This window comes from Shewanella sp. VK101, assembly GCF_056497865.1.
The window spans coordinates 1,633,575-1,650,599 of the sequence record NZ_CM151402.1; the positions used below are offsets into that span (position 1 = coordinate 1,633,575).

Sequence of the window (17,025 nt, forward strand, 5' to 3'; positions counted from 1 at the left end):
TCGGTGTAGTTCCGGCGTAAGAAATCGGCGAGTCTTAGACTCGCCGATAGCCCTGATGATTTCAAGGATTAAAAGCCCCGCAACGAATCCAGATACTCGGGCAGGAACAGGGACACTTCAGGAACATAGGTGATCAGAATAAGGAACCCCAATAGCAGCAGCAGCCAAGGCAGGCAAGCGTGGATTACCCAACCTATGCTCTTGCCTGTGATCCCCGAGGTCACAAACAGATTAAGCCCCACCGGCGGCGTCAGCATTCCTATCTCCATATTGACTACCATGATGATCCCAAGGTGAATGGGGTCGATTCCCAACTGGGTGGCGATGGGGAATAGGATTGGCGCCATAATAAGCAAAATGGCTGATGGCTCCATAAAGTTACCTGCGGCCAGCAACAACAGGTTGACTATGATGAGAAAGCCCCAGGCAGGCAGGCCCATGCCGACTATGTTTTCGGCAATCATGTGAGGGATCCGCTCTGTGGTCAATACATGGGCGAACAGCATGGCGTTGCCTATGATAAACAGCAGCATGATGCTGACTTTGGCGCCATCCCTGACGACGGCGCGTATCTCTCTGTCGGCAGGTGTCTTGAGTAACCCCAGTAAGCTGTATCCCAGATTGCGGCCTATGGCTTTGACTATAGGCTCACCAGGATTGCGCCAGGCGACATTTTTCAGTGGCCCGATATCGCGATAGCCGAAGACGGCAATGAAATAGGCATAGATACAGGCGACCGCCGAGGCTTCCGTGGGGCTGGCGACCCCGCCGTAAATGGAACCCAGCACTATGACAATCAGCATCAGGCCACCCAGCGCCTTGGCCGTTGAGATAGAGAGCTTGCGAATGCCGGGGAAGGGCAGGGAAGGTAATCCCTTGATACGGGCCACTATATAGATGGCCAGCATGATTAGCATCCCCGCCAGTAACCCAGGGATCAGCCCGGCCATAAACATCCGCGCCGCGGACACTTCGGTGGCTGCCGAATAAACCAGCATCACAATCGATGGTGGGATCAGTATTCCCAGGGTACCTGAGGTGGTAATAACCCCGGCGGCAAATTTTTCCGGATATCCGGCGCGGATCATGCCGACGATAACTATGGAGCCGATAGCCGCTACTGTGGCCGGAGAAGAGCCGGAGACGGCGGCAAACAGCATACAGGCCATGACCGAGGCCATGGCCAAACCGCCGCGGATATGGCCGACACTGTCCATGGCGAAGTCGATGATCCGCCTGGCGACGCCGCCGGTGGAGAGAAAGGCCGAGGACAGAATAAAGAAAGGGATCGCCAGCAAAGTGTAGTGCTCTGAAGTGGACTCATAGAGTTTCAGGGCCACAGAGGCCAGCGAATCGTTGGAAAACAGTAAAATTGTCAGCATGCTGGAGAAACCCAGCGCAATGGCAATGGGCATGCCGAGCAGCATACAAACAAATAAGACGATAAAGAGGGTAGCTATTGTCATGGCGTTACCTACTCATGCTTGGAGTTGTTTTTGTCTTCGCCGGCTTCGTTTTCGTCTGCCAGGTGCATGCTTTCCTTGGCTTCATCGTGGAAGCTGAATCCTTGTGAGCGGTTGGTCAGAATGGCAAAAAACAGTTCAATGAAACGCCAGGTCAACATGGCAAAACCGATAATCAGAATGCTTTGGGAGATCCACAGTGGTACTGCCGGATCTTCCACATCTATGCGCAGGGTTTCCCAGGCAAAGTCGGGGTCCAGTTTGGCAACCAGGGCATGGGGGAAGTCGATATCTTCCATGGGTATCCCAATCTGATACATCTGGCTGAGATAATCCCAGCTGCCTTTAAGAAACAGGCCGCAATAGATCAAACAGATGACAGCAGCCAGCATGGCGGCGTATTTGCGGCCTGTCCTGGGAAGCTTTTTGACGAAGGCATCGACACCTATATGGGCACCGACTTTAACGCCGTATGACATGCCAAAGAGGACAAACCAACCACAGAGGGTCAATGTCAGCTCCTGCATCCAGAGAAACCCTGTATTGAAAAAGAAGCGGGCAACGACTTCGACAAAGACAAGTACCGTCATCAGGGTGATCAATAAGTTGAGAAAGCCTTCCTCAAAGTAGCCCAAGGCGCGTGAAATCATATTGCTCTCCGCAGAAATTGCGGGGGCCGGAGCCCCCATACTGACTTACTGGTTGGCGGCCACGGCGGCATCTATCACGTCTTTGCCGATTTGGTCTTCAAATTTGGCCCATACCGGCTTCATTGCATCAACCCAGGCCTGGCGTTGCTCTGGGGTGAGCTCAACTACCAAAGAGCGTTTGGAGTCGATGATCAACTGGCGGTCCTGGTCATTCTTGTCACCGGCAATCTTGTTGCCATAGGCAATGGCTTCATCGAGCGCTTCTTTGATGATTTTCCGCTTATCGCCGGGCAGACTCTTCCAGAAAGTGTTGGAGGTCACCACCATGTAGTCGAGCACACCATGGTTACTTTCGGTGATATGGCTCTGCACCTCGAAGAATTTTTTGGAGTAGATATTGGACCAGGTGTTTTCCTGACCATCTATGGCGCGGGTTTGCAACAAGGTGAACACCTCGGAGAAGGGCTTTTTCACTGCAGTTGCATCAACGGCGGCAAACTGGGCCGCCAGCACGTCAGAGGCCATAACCCGGAATTTTTTGCCGCTGGCGTCCTTGGGCAAAAGCAGCGGCTCATTGGCAGAGAACTGCTTCATACCATTGTGCAGATAACCGAGGCCAACAACGCCTTTTCGCTTCATGGAGTTCAGCAGCTTTTGCCCGGCTTCACTCTGCTGGAACTTGTCGACAGCGGCCATGTCTTTGAACAAAAACGGCAGATCGAACAGCTGCAGTTTTTTGGTGTAACGCTCGAACTTGGAAAGTGATGGCGCAACCAACTGCACATCGTTGAGCAGCAGCGCGGCCAGTTCATTGTTGTCTCCGAAGAGTTGTGAGTTGGGGAACACACTGACCTGATATTCACCCGGCAGGCGTTCTTCGACCAAGGCCTTGAACTTTAGTGCCATTTGGCCCTTGGGGGTGTTTTCTGCCACAACGTGGGAAAACTTAATCTCTACCGGTTCTGCCAGAACCGAGAAGCTCGCCAATGCGCCGGCCAAAGCCGTCACTTTGGCAAGGGTTTTCAGTGGCTGGGTAAAGAGTTTGGATGGATTGAATGCACTCATGATGTGTCCTTTTTATATGCTCTTGAGTTATTGAAAAATACGTACCCCAAAGTGCGTATCTCCAGCGGGAATACAGCCGACTTTCCCTAAGGTCTGTATTGGATAAGGCAAGTAGTGCGCCAACTTGATTACTTTTTTGTAACTCATTGGTTGCTAAAGTGTAGTTTATTTGATGAATATCACGCCTTTTTGCTGTTTGGGTGAGATCTTGCTCACAGTGCTGTCGACTTTGGGTGGAAAACCGCCTATTGCGACTTTGATTTACTTGGGGGGATCTATGCGCTTGAGGATGGCGTCACTGGGCAGTAGCTCCAGGTGCCCCTGCTCGTCAAAGTACCAGCCGGTAATAAAGCCTTTCTGACGCATAGTCACCAGGTTATGCATCACTTCTCTGGCTTCTTTTTGCGCCGTTTGCTCGTCATAGTCGTTGGTGTGCTTCAAATAGGCCGCAATGCTGGCGAGGGAAGCCGATTGACTGATTCCTGTCATAGCCTCTGTTCCACAAAAAAGATGCTTTCCTGAAGCGTAGTTGAAAATTTAGCTAGCATGAAAGAAGCGCTGGTATTACAGCCTGGGGCGCTATCCGGGTGTGTCTTACTCAGGATATGGCTCGGCAGGGCAATCCAGGGCCGCAATATCTATCTTGTGACTGTCGGTCAGAGCTCTTTTCCCCTGTAGGGTTAGGCTGCTAGAATATGCGCACTTTTCATTTGCCTGCCTGGCAGGCGTTTATTCTTAAGGTTAGTGTTCAATTATGACCACCAAGACGCGTTTTGCTCCCAGCCCTACCGGCTTTCTTCATGTGGGCGGTGCCCGTACGGCTCTATACTCCTGGTTGCACGCTCGTGCCAATAATGGCGAGTTTGTGCTGCGTATCGAAGATACGGATCTTGAGCGTTCTACTCAGGAGGCGGTTGATGCCATTCTGGAAGGGATGGAATGGTTGGGCCTGAATTGGGACGAAGGTCCTTACTATCAGACCAAACGCTTCGATCGTTACAACGAGATCATCGCTCAGATGTTAAAAGAGGGCACGGCTTACAAGTGTTATTGCTCTCGTGAGCGCATTGAAGCTCTGCGTGAAGAGCAGGCCGCCAAGGGTGAACGCCAGAAGTATGATGGCTGCTGCCGTGATGCAGCTCCCCGTGATACAGATGAACCTTATGTAGTGCGTTTCAAAAACCCACAGGAAGGCAGCGTGGTTTTTGATGATCATGTTCGCGGCCGGATTGAAATTGCCAACGAAGAACTGGATGACCTAATCATTGCCCGCAGCGACGGTACTCCTACTTATAACTTCTGTGTGGTGGTTGATGACTGGGATATGGGTATCACTTGCGTGGTTCGCGGTGAAGACCATATCAACAACACCCCAAGACAGATCAACATTCTCAAGGCCCTCGGTGCACCCGTTCCTGAGTATGCCCACGTATCCATGATCCTGGGTGACGATGGTGCCAAGCTTTCCAAGCGTCACGGCGCAGTGAGCGTAATGCAGTATCGTGATGACGGTTATCTGCCGGAAGCATTGCTGAACTATCTGGTGCGTTTGGGCTGGTCTCATGGCGATCAGGAGATCTTCTCTCTGGAGGAGATGAAGCAGTTCTTCAAATTGGACGATATCAACAAGGCGGCTTCGGCATTCAATACCGAAAAGCTGATTTGGTTGAACCAGCACTATATGAAGTCGCTGGATCCAGAATATGTGGCCGGTTTCCTCGAATGGCACATGCGTGATCAACAGATAGATACCAGTAATGGCCCGGCACTGACTGAAATCGTTACTGCATTGGCAGAGCGTAGCAAGACACTCAAAGAGATGGCTACCTCCAGCCGTTACTTCTATGAAGACTTCGAGGCCTTTGATGAAGCACAGGCCAAGAAGCACTTGCGTGGGGTAGCATTGGAACCCTTGCAACTGGTGCAGCAGAAGTTGGCAGCTTTGCCTGAGTGGACCGTGGAAGCGATTCACAATGCCATTGAGTCAACTGCGGCCGAACTGGAGGTGGGAATGGGTAAAGTCGGCATGCCTTTGCGGGTTGCCGTGACAGGTGCGGGCCAATCTCCTGCTCTGGATTTAACCTTATTTCTCATTGGGAAAGCTCGTTGCGAGCAAAGAATCTCCAAAGCGGTTGAATTTGTAGCAGCCAGAATAAATTCCTAAAAAAGGCGTTGACACATTTGGGTGTGCTGCATAGAATGCGCCTCGCAGTTGAGACACAGGGCAGCAAGTTGCTGGCAGTACACTCAAATGTAATGATAGATAGCTTGGGGCTATAGCTCAGCTGGGAGAGCGCTTGCATGGCATGCAAGAGGTCGACGGTTCGATCCCGTCTAGCTCCACCAACTTCTCTCAATAAGCTCTTTTTAAGCCGAGTTTAAATGCTTAAGTCCGGGGTCCCCTTCGTCTAGAGGCCTAGGACACCGCCCTTTCACGGCGGTAACAGGGGTTCGAATCCCCTAGGGGATGCCAATTTTCGCAGCGTTTAGCAAAACCTGTACTCTTATCACAGAGTCTAAAACGTGAGTCCGGGGTCCCCTTCGTCTAGAGGCCTAGGACACCGCCCTTTCACGGCGGTAACAGGGGTTCGAATCCCCTAGGGGATGCCAATTTTCGCAGTGTTTAACAAAACCTGTACTCTTATCACAGAGGTTAAACAGTGAGTCCGAGGTTGGCTTAGCCTAGAGGCCTAGGACACCGCCCACTTTCCTTGAGTAGAGAGTCGGCGGTAACCGTGGTTCGAATCCGCTAAGGGATGCCACATTTTGCAGCGTTTAGTAAAACCTGTACTCCTTTCACAGAGTCTAAAACGTGAGTCCGGGGTCCCCTTCGTCTAGAGGCCTAGGACACCGCCCTTTCACGGCGGTAACAGGGGTTCGAATCCCCTAGGGGATGCCACATTTTCCAAGAGATTTTGTTTTGACAGAATTTCGGGGCTATAGCTCAGCTGGGAGAGCGCTTGCATGGCATGCAAGAGGTCGACGGTTCGATCCCGTCTAGCTCCACCAAATACTCTTATCACAGAGGTTAAACAGTGAGTCCGGGGTCCCCTTCGTCTAGAGGCCTAGGACACCGCCCTTTCACGGCGGTAACAGGGGTTCGAATCCCCTAGGGGATGCCAATTTTCGCAGCGTTTAGCAAAACCTGTACTCCTATCACAGAGTCTAAAACGTGAGTCCGGGGTCCCCTTCGTCTAGAGGCCTAGGACACCGCCCTTTCACGGCGGTAACAGGGGTTCGAATCCCCTAGGGGATGCCACATTTTCCAAGAGATTTTGTTTTTGGCAGAATTTCGGGGCTATAGCTCAGCTGGGAGAGCGCTTGCATGGCATGCAAGAGGTCGACGGTTCGATCCCGTCTAGCTCCACCAAATACTCTTATCACAGAGGTTAAACAGTGAGTCCGGGGTCCCCTTCGTCTAGAGGCCTAGGACACCGCCCTTTCACGGCGGTAACAGGGGTTCGAATCCCCTAGGGGATGCCACATTTTCCAAGAGATTTTGTTTTTGACAGAATTTCGGGGCTATAGCTCAGCTGGGAGAGCGCTTGCATGGCATGCAAGAGGTCGACGGTTCGATCCCGTCTAGCTCCACCAAAGATTCTCCTTCAAGAGAAACACTAACCACCTCAGGGTGGTTTTTTGTTATCTGTCCTTCAACGTTTGCTTCCTATCAAAACAGCACGCTCTAACCCCGAATGGATTGATTGTTAGAGTATTGGTCCAACCATGTATCGAGACATGGCCCCAAAATGCAGATCTTATTAACTGCTCTTATCAGGCTCAGGCTTCACTACCGATACGCCAGATTGTTTTGCCCGGATACCCGCCGAGTTACTACTTGAGTAAAAAGTCGCTACTCGAGTAAGCAAGTCACTGTTAGTCAAGGTAAGTGTCTCTTTACATGGAAGGCTTAAAAAACAGGAAGCCGCGATGGCTTCCTGGAATGTTGTTCTATGCTGAAAAGCAGGGCGGTATATAGATATTTTAGTCTACACCAATAAAACCGCCTGTTTGGTGGGCCCACAGCTGGGCGTAAATCCCTTTGCTGCGGATCAGTTCCTGATGGCTGCCTTGTTCGACGACTTTGCCCTGATCCAGCACTATCAATCTATCCATAGCGGCTATGGTTGATAGCCTGTGAGCGATAGCGATAACGGTTTTTCCTTCCATCAGTTGATAGAGGCTTTCCTGAATTGCCGCTTCCACTTCCGAGTCGAGTGCCGAGGTGGCTTCATCCAGGATCAGGATTGGCGCATCTTTCAATAGCACTCTGGCGATGGCAATACGCTGCCTTTGACCGCCGGATAATTTGACACCCCGTTCACCCACCTGGGCATCCAGCCCGGTATTTCCCGACGGATCTGTCAAAGAGGCGATAAACTCACTGGCCTGGGCCTTAATGATAGCCTGCTCCAGTTCCTCTTCCGTGGCATCGGGACGACCATAAAGAATATTTTCTCTGATGGATCTGTGCAGCAAGGAGGTATCCTGAGTCACCATGCCTATCTGTGAGCGCAGCGAATCCTGGGTGACTTTACGGATATCCTGACCATCTATCAGAATTTTTCCCTTTTCCACATCATGAAAACGCATCAGCAGATTGACCAAGGTGGACTTACCGGCACCCGAGCGACCCACCAGTCCGACTTTTTCACCTGGCTTGATCTGTAAATCCAGGCCTTCCAGCACGCCGCTCTGTTCTCCATAGTGAAAGCTGACCTTATCGAAATCGATTTGCCCTTGCTCAACCAAAATGGCTTTGGCGTCTTCAGCATCCAGAATGCGGGTGGGTTTGGACAGGGTGCTCATACCATCGGCCACTGTCCCTATATTTTCAAACAGTGAGCTGATTTCCCACATTATCCATTGCGACATGCCGTTGAGGCGCAGAGCCAGGCTGACGGCAATCGCTATGGCGCCGACACTGATGGCACTGTCGCTCCAGAGCCAGATGGATACGGCTGCCACGCTAAAGGCCAGGAAATAGTTCAGCAGCTGCACACTGACGTTAATTCCGGTGACCAGACGCATCTGCCGGTGCACGGTATCCAGGAAGGTTTTCATGCTCGACTGAGCGTATTCGGCTTCCTGTTGGGTGTGGGAGAAGAGTTTGACCGTGGCAATATTGGTGTAGCTGTCGACGATTCGACCCGTCATGGTTGAGCGGGCATCGGCCTGCTCGGTAGACACGGCTTTCAGCTTGGGCACGAAATACCACTGCAGGCCGATATAGATGGCAAGCCATGCCAACATGGGCAGCATCAAGCGCATATCGGCACTGGCTATCATCACCAACATGGAGGTGAAATACACCATTATGTAGACCAGCACGTCCAAGAGTTTCATCACGGTTTCCCGCACCGCCAGAGAGGTTTGCATCACCTTGGTGGCAATGCGGCCGGCAAAGTCGTCCTGATAGAAGGAAACACTCTGTTTCAACAGGTATTTGTGCGCCAGCCAGCGGATAGCCATCGGATAGTTGCCCAGCAGACTTTGGTAGACAATCAAGGCGTGCAGCAAGATGAGTACAGGCAAGAGCACGAGTACCAGCAAGGTCATGCCGAGTAACTTGAGTCCTTCATCCTGCAGCAGGGTTTGTGGATCCTTGTCTACCAGCCAATCAACCAACTGCCCCATAAAGCCAAACAGCGACACTTCCAGCATGGCCAGAATTGCGGTCAATATTGACATCAATATCAGCGGTCGCTCGAAACCTTTGGTGTAGTGGCGGCAAAAAGCATAGAGCCCTTTGGGCGGCGGAGATGGTTCTATATCCGGCAGTGGATCCGTCCAGTGTTCAAAGCGGGAAAACAACGTCTTTATCATGGCCTTCTCTTGGCAAACTGTTATGGGCGATTTATCTCTTGGCAAAGAATGATTCTTGCCCGGTTATGCGGGCAGACATCGGGCCTTGCGGATCTGGAGTGATTTTTATTCAAGCCGTTCCAGCATACCCAATTTTTATCTGTAGGGCAGCTATTATTCCGGATCAATAGTTTGGGTTTGGTCTCGGGGTTCAGTTCCGTTTTCCGCTGGTTTCCCCCGTGTTCGCGGGGTAATCTGCATCCAGGTTATAGACGATAGCGAAACAGATGATGACGATTTTTACCGAGCTCAGCACCGACACCTGTCGCCGGGCGAGACTTAGTCGCGATCCCAGGTTTGATGGCCGCTTCTTTATCGGGGTGAAGACGACGGGGATCTATTGCCGGCCTATCTGCCCGGCGGTGGCGCCGAAAGAGGAAAATGTCGATTACTTTTTCTCGGCCGCCGCCGCGGCAAATCAAGGTTTGCGCCCCTGTTTGCGTTGCCGGCCGGAAAGCGCGCCCGGCTCCTGTGCCTGGAAAGGCACGAGAACCACGCTGGAGCGGGCGGTAACCCTGATAGAGCAGGGCGCCTTGAGCGGCGAGTCGGCGAAAGGTGTCGAGCACTTGGCACAGCGCCTCGGGATCAGCAGTCGTTATCTGCGCAAGCTGTTTGTCGAAGCGCTGGGCCTGTCTCCCAAGCAATACGCTGCGTTTCAGCAATTGATGTTTGCCAAGCAGTTGCTGCACCAAACCCGGCTCCCTATCACGCAAGTGGCCTTGGCTGCGGGATACACGAGTATTCGCCGTTTCAACGAAGTGTTTCAGAGTCAGCTGCAGCTAACCCCGTCGGCACTCAGACGTAGCGCTGATACGCAAATGGACGACAGTAACAGGCTGCAACTTTTTTTGAGTTACCGGCCGCCTTATGCCTGGCAAGCGCTACTTGATTTTTATCGCCTGCGGGCGGTAACAGGAATGGAGTGGTTTGAACTTAATGGCCGCCAGGGCTATGGTCGCAGCCTGTTACTCAACAGCGACAAAGGCGGGTTCAAAGCTTGGTTTTTTGCCGAGTTGCAGGCCTCGCAAAATAGAGTCGCAGTTACCCTGGCATTGGAAGAGGGCTCCGAGCTTAGCTTGTTGCCGGTATTGGTCAATCGGATAAGAAGGATATTGGATCTCGACGCTGATATGCAGCAGGTTGAGCAAGTGTTGCAACCTATCACACTGGCAGACTCCACCTTTGGTTGGGAGCCGGGGCTGAGGCTGCCGGCAGCAGGCTCTCTGTTTGAAGCCGGGGTGCGGGCTGTTCTGGGCCAGCAGGTCAGCGTTACCCAAGCCACAAAACTGTTGGGGCAGTTGGTGGCAGCCAGAGGTGAGAGGCGAGTTATCGCCGGGCGCGAAATCAGCTTCTTTCCCGAGCCAGAAAGCATGTTGGCGGCGGACTTTGACGAGTTGAAAATGCCCGGAAGCAGAAAGACGGCATTGGCTGAGTTGGCGCGTTTTCAGCTTGAGCATGGTGATACCGAGCCCGAGGCTTGGCTCAGTTTGAAAGGGATTGGCCCCTGGACCATAGCCTACGCCAGAATGCGCGGGTTGTCGGATCCTGATGTGTTGCTCGGCGGCGATTTGATAATCCGTAAACGTCTGCTCACGCTGCTTGGTGAAACGACAATCTCGACCGAGGTTAACGGGAACTTGGCTCAACTTAACCCGGATTCGTCTAAACAAGGTGCAGTTGGTCAGCATAAAGGCAAGAAAAGTGCTGACAAGAAAAGTATGGACAACAAGAGTGACGCCAAGAAAAGTGCGGCCCATTACCAAGCGTTACTGCAAGGTGTCACTGAAGCGGCGTCGCCCTGGGGCAGTTATCTTACTTTGCAACTTTGGCAGTCGGCATAGAACCCATTAATAGCAATGAATGAAGAGCTCTGAGATGGGTTGCAGAGGTGACAGGCATCAGGGTCAAACTCCTATTCAAAAGCCATAAAATCAAGGGATTAATCCTATGAATACACAAGATAAACCGAGCTTGGCCGTATCGCTGAGTAAAGAGTGGCCGGCAGCAGAATTGGTGCCGGTGGCGGAGCTTATCATGGATTCGGCTGTGGGCAGGCTGTGGCTTGCTGCGGGGCCCCATGGGTTGTCACATCTGTCGGTTTTGACGGGGGATGACAGAGAGCGCCGGATCCCGCTGGCGAGCGCGAGTGCGGCGCAAAAGGCGCGGGCTGAGGCGATATTGGCGCAGACCAAGAGCCAGCTCTTGGAGTATTTTGCCGGCGCCAGACAGGTCTTCGAGCTGCCGTTGGCTCCCAAGGGGACACGCTTTCAACGCGCCGTTTGGCAGGCGTTGCTGAGGTTGCCATACGGCAGTTTTACCAGTTACGGCGAGCTGGCCGTAAAGATTGATAACCCGAAAGCGGTCCGCGCTGTCGGCACTGCCAATGGTGCCAACCCGATAGCGATCATCGTGCCTTGTCACAGAGTCATAGGTAAGGATGGCAGGTTGACCGGCTATGCCTGGGGCCTGGCCATGAAGCAACAACTGCTTGACTTGGAAGCAGGTCGTCCAAGTTAATCTTTTGGCATAAATCAACGAAATCCTCCGGCGATTTGAGGTATTCTGAAGCCTGATTGAAGTCGCGTATTACTGAGGAAAACACAGATGCAACCACTCTTTTGGCTGGAAGAGGGAGAGTTGGCAGGAAGCCGGGGCCCAGCAGGCCAGAACTGGGATCTCGATGAGCTGCAGCGCTCCGGGATAGGTGCCATTCTTTCCCTGGCTGAAAATGTGGCGGCTGATTGGCCTCAGTCGCCATTTGAGTTTGCCTGTATCCCTTTGCCGAGTGGAGAAACCCCGCTGGATGCCGATTTACGGCTCTGTGTCGAGCAGTTACCCAAGGCGCTCGACTTTATCAAGCGTCAGCGCGCAGCCGGGCTAGGGGTACTGGTTCATTGCGAGTCGGGGCAAAACCGTACCTGTTTGTTGCTGGCCTACTATCTGATGGAACATGGTGTGGCACCGCTGCATGCGGTTGCCCGTATTCGAGCGGTGGCCGATGCTGCCTTTGAATCCCATGGCTGGGACCAGTTTGTGTTCGATGTGCTCTATGCTTTACAGGAATAGCAAGCCAGAGCTGGAGGCGGGAATGCTGGATCCCGGAACGAATTAATGCTTGAATACTCTTCACTATTTCGAAGAATATTCAAAATGTTGCCACAGTTTGGAATACTGTTGATCCTCTTGTCCTTGCTGAGCGCCTGTAGCTCGGCACCGACACGGGATCCCGCTTACAGCGACTCCAGCTATCTGGCAACGCCGGAGAGTTCTGTCTTGCTGGATTATCTGGAACCTCAATTGTCTGTCCACCCATCGCAGACGGGTGTGCTGCCGTTGGCCGAAGGTGTCGATGCCTTTATTGCCAGGTTGGCGCTTATCCGCAGTGCCCAGAGCAGTATCGATCTGCAGTACTACATTTATCGGGCCGATGAAACCGGCAAAACCTTGGTGTGGCAACTGTTGGAAGCCGCCGAGCGCGGCGTGCGGGTAAGGCTGCTACTGGATGACACCACGAGTGCGCCGCTCGAATCCGGACTGGCGGCCTTGAATCATCATCCCAATATTCAGGTTCGCCTCTATAACCCGGTATATTCCCGCACCTTCAGAGGCTTGTCTTGGCTGTTCAGTTTCGCCCGCTTGAACCACAGAATGCACAATAAGTCGCTGACGGTGGACAACATGGTTTCTGTGGTGGGAGGGCGCAACATAGGCAATGAGTACTTTTCTGCCAACGATGAACTGGAGTTCGGTGACTTTGACTTGCTCGCCATAGGGAAAGCCGTACCGGCTATCTCTGATCAGTTTGATCTTTACTGGAATGCGCCGCTGACCATTCCACTTGAGCAGCTGCTGCCCAAGCGTCTGACCCGGGAAAAACTGCTGCAGGCCGATGCCAAGATGCGGCTGGAGCAGCAGGCGATGCAGGATCACCCCTATTATCAGCGCCTGTTGCAGAGCCAGTTGATAACCAACATGGAGCAGCAGCAACTCGACTGGTATTGGGGCGAAGCCAAGGTGTTGTTTGACCCGCCCGATAAGCTGCGCAGCGCCGAGCCCGAGAGTTGGATGCTGGCCGATATCGGTCGTTTTCTGTCCCAGGTTGAAAACAACATACTAATCATCTCGCCCTATTTTGTGCCCACCGCCAAAGGGGCCGATGCCCTGGCACAGGCGGTAGCAAATGGCATTGAGGTTACTGTGGTGACCAATAGCCTGGCAGCCACAGATGTAGTGGCCGTGCATGCCGGCTACAAGAAGTATCGTAGGCAATTGCTGGAAGCCGGTGTCAGCCTCTATGAAGTCAAGGCCGACCCTGACCATAAGCCTTCTTCATGGCGCGGCAGCTCACGCACCAGTCTACATGCCAAAACTTTTGTGCTGGACGATAAAGATGTGTTCGTCGGCTCGTTCAATTTTGATCCCCGCTCTGCCTGGATCAATACTGAAATGGGAATTCTGCTACATCAGCCCAAGCTTGCCGAACACATGCAGCGGCAACTGGGCGGCGCCTTGCTGCGCAATGCTTACCGATTGGCGCTGGAGGAGGATGAGCTGGTGTGGCACGACGATGCCAAACAAGAGGTGTTCTATAATGAGCCTGCCGCCGGTTTCTGGCGCCGTCTCAGTGCCGATATCCTCAGCCTTTTGCCTATTGAGTCGCAATTGTGAACTGCAGTAGGCCACCATAGGTTCAAGCCTGTGTTATCCTGAAGCGTTTAACTTATTGTCTGTTATGGTGTTGTTATGAAGAGTAAGGCCAATCAATCTCAGGGACTGCTGCTGTTTCATCTGTCGGCAAGCCAGCTGTTTGCCATCGGCACCTTGAAGATCCGTGAGTTGGTACCTTATATGCCTCTAAACCAGATCCCCCAATCTCATTCAGCTGTGATGGGTGCGGTAAACTTCAGAGGACACACTATTCCCGTAGTGGATATGGCGGCGGCCGTTGGTTATCGCCCGGTCACCGCAGAGGAGCGCAAGAGCTGTTTTATCATCATCACAGATTGTCAGCGGATGGAGATAGGCTTTCTGGTTCGCGGCATAGACAAGATCCTCGAATGTAACTGGCGAGATATTGAATCACCGCCGGATAACCTGGGACGCAATGCCTATCTGACCGGAGTGACCCGTTACGACAATAAGCTGGTACAACTGCTGGATGTTGAGTTGCTGCTGTCGAAGATTTTCCCGATTGCGGCCCAGAGTGTGGCCATGCTGACCGATGTGCAAAGGGAAAGATTGAAACCGCTGCGGATCTTGCTGGTGGACGACTCCAAGGTGGCCAGAAAGCAACTGTCCGATGCGCTGGATTCCATAAATATCCCCTATGAAGTCACCTCAAACGGTGCTCAGGCTTTGGCCATCATGGAAAAGGCCGCGGCCGAAAAACGCCCTGTGGATCTCCTGGTGAGCGACATCGAAATGCCGGGTCTTGATGGTTATGAACTCGCCTTTGAGGTGAGAGACAAACCGGCACTCGCCGGAGCTTATATTATTCTGCATACCTCGCTTTCCAGTGAGATCAGTGTCAGCCAGGCGCACCAGGTAGGTGCCAACGAAGCCCTCACCAAGTTCGATGCCCATGAACTCATCGAAGCTATGCTCAGAGGCGCCCAAATTGCACAAGATAGTCAAAAATGACATCGCTGTTGCCAAAATGCGTGCTCAGGGTTATCCAGACGACACAAATAGGCTTCAAAGCTAGACATTAGCGGTTTCATCCGCTAAAAACGTAACTCCTGTGGCACTGGTGCCAGAAAGATAATAACGACAGGTCAGGCAATGAACCAATCTTCTTTACTTTTGGCCCGATTGGCCAAGAGCAGTCTTGTACTGCAAATCCTTTTGGGGATCATCGCGGGCATGGGGCTCGCACACTTTGCTCCGGAATGGGCAAAGAGCGTTTCTTTCCTTGGAGATCTTTTTGTCGGCGCGCTTAAGGCGATAGCGCCGATCCTGGTATTTCTGCTGGTGGCGGCATCGATTGCCAATCAAAAGAAAAATACCAAGAGCAATATGCGGCCAATTATCGCCTTGTACCTGTTCGGTACTTTTGCCTCGGCACTTACAGCTGTGGTAATGAGCTTTATGTTTCCCACCACACTCAAGCTCAGGGCGCCTGAACAGTTACTGTCGCCGCCGCAAGGTATTCTGGAAGTTCTCAATACTCTGTTGTTCAAATTGGTCGACAACCCAGTCAATGCTCTGATGAATGCCAACTATATCGGTATTCTGGCTTGGGGTATTGGTCTTGGATTGGCACTGCATCATTCCAGTGATTCGACCAAACAGGTATTTGCCGATGTCAGTCATGGGATCTCACAGATGGTGCGCTTTATTATCCGCTTGGCGCCGATAGGCATTTTCGGTCTGGTGGCCGTGACCTTTGCCGAGAGCGGTTTTGAGGAAGTGTACAATTATGGCCGTCTGCTAGGCGTCTTGCTGGGAAGCATGGCTATCATAGCCCTGGTCGTGAATCCGCTCTTGGTGTTCTACAAGACAAGACGCAATCCTTACCCGCTGGTGTTCGCTTGTCTGAGAGAGAGCGGCGTAACCGCCTTCTTTACCCGTTCGAGCGCCGCCAATATTCCGGTGAACATGGCCTTGTGTGAGCGTCTCAAACTGCATAAAGACACCTATTCGGTTTCTATTCCTCTGGGGGCCACTATCAACATGGGCGGCGCGGCAATTACCATTACCGTACTGACCCTGGCAGCTGTGCATACCACAGGCACCAGTGTCGACTTGCCTACCGCTTTGCTGTTGAGCTTGGTGGCCGCTGTGTCGGCTTGTGGTGCCTCCGGGGTGGCAGGTGGTTCACTGCTGCTGATCCCTCTGGCTTGTAGCTTGTTTGGCATCAGCGACAGCATCGCCATTCAGGTGGTGGCTGTTGGCTTTGTTATTGGGGTCATTCAGGATGCGGCCGAAACTGCGCTGAACTCTTCCACTGATGTGTTGTTTACCGCGGCAGTCTGCCAGGCCGAAGAGCGCAAGCTAAGCTAAGGAAGGTGCGAACAAGCCCCATGTGTGCTCTGCGTCGACTTACGGGCCTGGATGCAAGGCGTGGTTCGCAGCAAATGGCCCTAGTCCTTTGCAAGAAGCACAACACAGCAGGCAGGCTTGTAAGCCACGCCCCTCGGGGCTTTCACAGCAACAGGCTCTCTGCGTTATCCGACTTCGACAGGCCCCGGCATGCCTTCAGTCAGATGCCTTGGACGCCAATTGCTGTGCAAGCCACTCTCTACAAAAGAGAAGGCCACGAGGACTTATTCGCACCTTCCCTAAGAAACATTGTTGAAGATAAAGGGCGGCCTCGGGGCCGCCCTTTGTTTTTGGCCCCCATTTGCCATGGTGTGACCGTTTAAACGGCCGACGGGAAGGGCATTGTGTGAGTCATTTCATAAATTGCTTAAATTAGCCGCAATAAGTGATCTTGATCACACTTTTATTTTCTCACTGGGCTACACTGCGCACATTCGAGAGATTTCATTCTAACTTATTGGTTTTTAATGATTTGGAATCAAATTTTTCACTTTTCTGTTACTTTTGACCGGGTAAAGGGGCACTATGAGTTCTATGCTTAATGTCATGCATTTGGGGTCAGCCAAAGAGGCTGGGCTGACATGGTTTAAGGGTATGGATATGTCTGGAGTAGAAAAGCGCAAGCGTCTGCACCGACAGAACGAACAACAGCGAGAATTTCTTGGTTGTTGGCAGGATAGTCGCCCCGGCAGTGGTGAAGAACTGACCTTGTATCGTGAAGGTGGCAAGCTGTTTTTGGAAACCTGGTTCAGCGATGGTTGCCACAGCGTGGATGAGATGAAGTCCAAACAGATCAATGCCGGTTTATGTCTGGAAGATATGGGTGGTAACCTGTTTGGTGAGTACTTTATTTTAACCGCAGAGGGCAAGCTGCAGTTTTGCACCGAAGGAGGTGATAGCTTCAGTCTGGAACCCAAATCTGTGATGAGTGCCTGATAGCA

13 protein-coding genes and 10 tRNA genes are annotated in these 17,025 nt (G+C 52.4%); 18 read left to right on the forward strand and 5 right to left on the reverse strand.

The features are described 5' to 3' along the window. Window positions 1-68: 68 nt before the first annotated feature. From ACSHSR_RS07330 to ACSHSR_RS07345, 4 genes are all read right to left on the reverse strand, one after another. Complete coding sequence (locus tag ACSHSR_RS07330; protein WP_025890112.1) at window positions 69-1,466, reverse strand: TRAP transporter large permease; 1,398 nt, start codon at window positions 1,464-1,466, stop codon at window positions 69-71. A gap of 8 nt (window positions 1,467-1,474) precedes the next feature. Then, window positions 1,475-2,113 carry a TRAP transporter small permease gene (locus ACSHSR_RS07335; protein ID WP_025012078.1) on the reverse strand — a complete coding sequence of 213 codons (639 nt, stop codon included), beginning with the start codon at window positions 2,111-2,113 and terminating at the stop codon, window positions 1,475-1,477. 45 nt (window positions 2,114-2,158) lie between these two features. Then, window positions 2,159-3,178: a TRAP transporter substrate-binding protein gene (locus ACSHSR_RS07340; protein WP_028781275.1), complete on the reverse strand. Its 1,020-nt coding sequence runs from the start codon at window positions 3,176-3,178 to the stop codon at window positions 2,159-2,161. A 261-nt stretch (window positions 3,179-3,439) separates the two neighbouring features. Then, entirely contained in the window at window positions 3,440-3,667 is a 228-nt protein-coding gene (locus ACSHSR_RS07345; RefSeq protein ID WP_101057640.1) for a hypothetical protein, read from the reverse strand. Between the two features lie 265 nt (window positions 3,668-3,932). Here ACSHSR_RS07345 and gltX point away from each other — a divergent pair, with 265 nt between their 5' ends. The 11 genes from gltX to ACSHSR_RS07400 all read left to right on the forward strand — a co-directional run bounded on the left by gltX (window position 3,933) and on the right by ACSHSR_RS07400 (window position 6,772). Then, window positions 3,933-5,342: a glutamate--tRNA ligase gene (gene gltX / locus ACSHSR_RS07350; RefSeq protein WP_062793993.1), complete on the forward strand. Its 1,410-nt coding sequence runs from the start codon at window positions 3,933-3,935 to the stop codon at window positions 5,340-5,342. A gap of 106 nt (window positions 5,343-5,448) precedes the next feature. Further along, window positions 5,449-5,524: transfer RNA gene (locus ACSHSR_RS07355), tRNA-Ala, on the forward strand. Between the two features lie 51 nt (window positions 5,525-5,575). Beyond that, window positions 5,576-5,651: transfer RNA gene (locus ACSHSR_RS07360), tRNA-Glu, on the forward strand. A 61-nt stretch (window positions 5,652-5,712) separates the two neighbouring features. Further along, window positions 5,713-5,788, forward strand: a tRNA-Glu gene (locus ACSHSR_RS07365). A gap of 213 nt (window positions 5,789-6,001) precedes the next feature. Then, window positions 6,002-6,077: transfer RNA gene (locus ACSHSR_RS07370), tRNA-Glu, on the forward strand. A 34-nt stretch (window positions 6,078-6,111) separates the two neighbouring features. Beyond that, window positions 6,112-6,187 (forward strand) — tRNA-Ala (locus ACSHSR_RS07375). Between the two features lie 37 nt (window positions 6,188-6,224). Then, a tRNA-Glu gene (locus tag ACSHSR_RS07380) sits at window positions 6,225-6,300 on the forward strand. 61 nt (window positions 6,301-6,361) lie between these two features. Next, window positions 6,362-6,437 (forward strand) — tRNA-Glu (locus tag ACSHSR_RS07385). Between the two features lie 35 nt (window positions 6,438-6,472). Beyond that, window positions 6,473-6,548 (forward strand) — tRNA-Ala (locus tag ACSHSR_RS07390). 37 nt (window positions 6,549-6,585) lie between these two features. Continuing rightward, a tRNA-Glu gene (locus ACSHSR_RS07395) sits at window positions 6,586-6,661 on the forward strand. 35 nt (window positions 6,662-6,696) lie between these two features. Next, window positions 6,697-6,772, forward strand: a tRNA-Ala gene (locus tag ACSHSR_RS07400). Between the two features lie 390 nt (window positions 6,773-7,162). On the opposite strand, the gene ACSHSR_RS07405 is transcribed toward ACSHSR_RS07400, so the two are convergent. Beyond that, on the reverse strand, window positions 7,163-8,992 hold the full coding sequence (locus tag ACSHSR_RS07405; protein ID WP_039033819.1) for an ABC transporter ATP-binding protein: 1,830 nt from the start codon (window positions 8,990-8,992) through the stop codon (window positions 7,163-7,165). A gap of 278 nt (window positions 8,993-9,270) precedes the next feature. Here ACSHSR_RS07405 and ACSHSR_RS07410 point away from each other — a divergent pair, with 278 nt between their 5' ends. The 7 genes from ACSHSR_RS07410 (at window position 9,271) to ACSHSR_RS07440 (ending at window position 17,020) form a co-directional block, all read left to right on the forward strand. Further along, the gene (locus ACSHSR_RS07410; protein ID WP_479631384.1) at window positions 9,271-10,884 is read left to right on the forward strand and encodes a DNA-3-methyladenine glycosylase 2 family protein; all 1,614 of its coding nucleotides are present in this window, start codon (window positions 9,271-9,273) and stop codon (window positions 10,882-10,884) included. A gap of 106 nt (window positions 10,885-10,990) precedes the next feature. Beyond that, a complete protein-coding gene (locus ACSHSR_RS07415; protein ID WP_082050215.1) occupies window positions 10,991-11,560 on the forward strand; it encodes a methylated-DNA--[protein]-cysteine S-methyltransferase in 570 nt (189 codons plus the stop codon). Between the two features lie 87 nt (window positions 11,561-11,647). Continuing rightward, on the forward strand, window positions 11,648-12,109 hold the full coding sequence (locus ACSHSR_RS07420) for a dual specificity protein phosphatase family protein (protein ID WP_025889437.1): 462 nt from the start codon (window positions 11,648-11,650) through the stop codon (window positions 12,107-12,109). Between the two features lie 84 nt (window positions 12,110-12,193). Further along, window positions 12,194-13,711, forward strand: coding sequence for a phospholipase D family protein (locus ACSHSR_RS07425; protein WP_145838956.1), 1,518 nt, complete (start codon window positions 12,194-12,196; stop codon window positions 13,709-13,711). A gap of 75 nt (window positions 13,712-13,786) precedes the next feature. Next, window positions 13,787-14,683: a chemotaxis protein gene (locus ACSHSR_RS07430; RefSeq protein WP_028781045.1), complete on the forward strand. Its 897-nt coding sequence runs from the start codon at window positions 13,787-13,789 to the stop codon at window positions 14,681-14,683. A 141-nt stretch (window positions 14,684-14,824) separates the two neighbouring features. After that, the gene (gene sstT / locus ACSHSR_RS07435) at window positions 14,825-16,045 is read left to right on the forward strand and encodes a serine/threonine transporter SstT (protein WP_025012087.1); all 1,221 of its coding nucleotides are present in this window, start codon (window positions 14,825-14,827) and stop codon (window positions 16,043-16,045) included. A 639-nt stretch (window positions 16,046-16,684) separates the two neighbouring features. Next, window positions 16,685-17,020: a hypothetical protein gene (locus ACSHSR_RS07440; RefSeq protein ID WP_243756786.1), complete on the forward strand. Its 336-nt coding sequence runs from the start codon at window positions 16,685-16,687 to the stop codon at window positions 17,018-17,020. The last annotated feature ends 5 nt before the right edge of the window (window positions 17,021-17,025 follow it).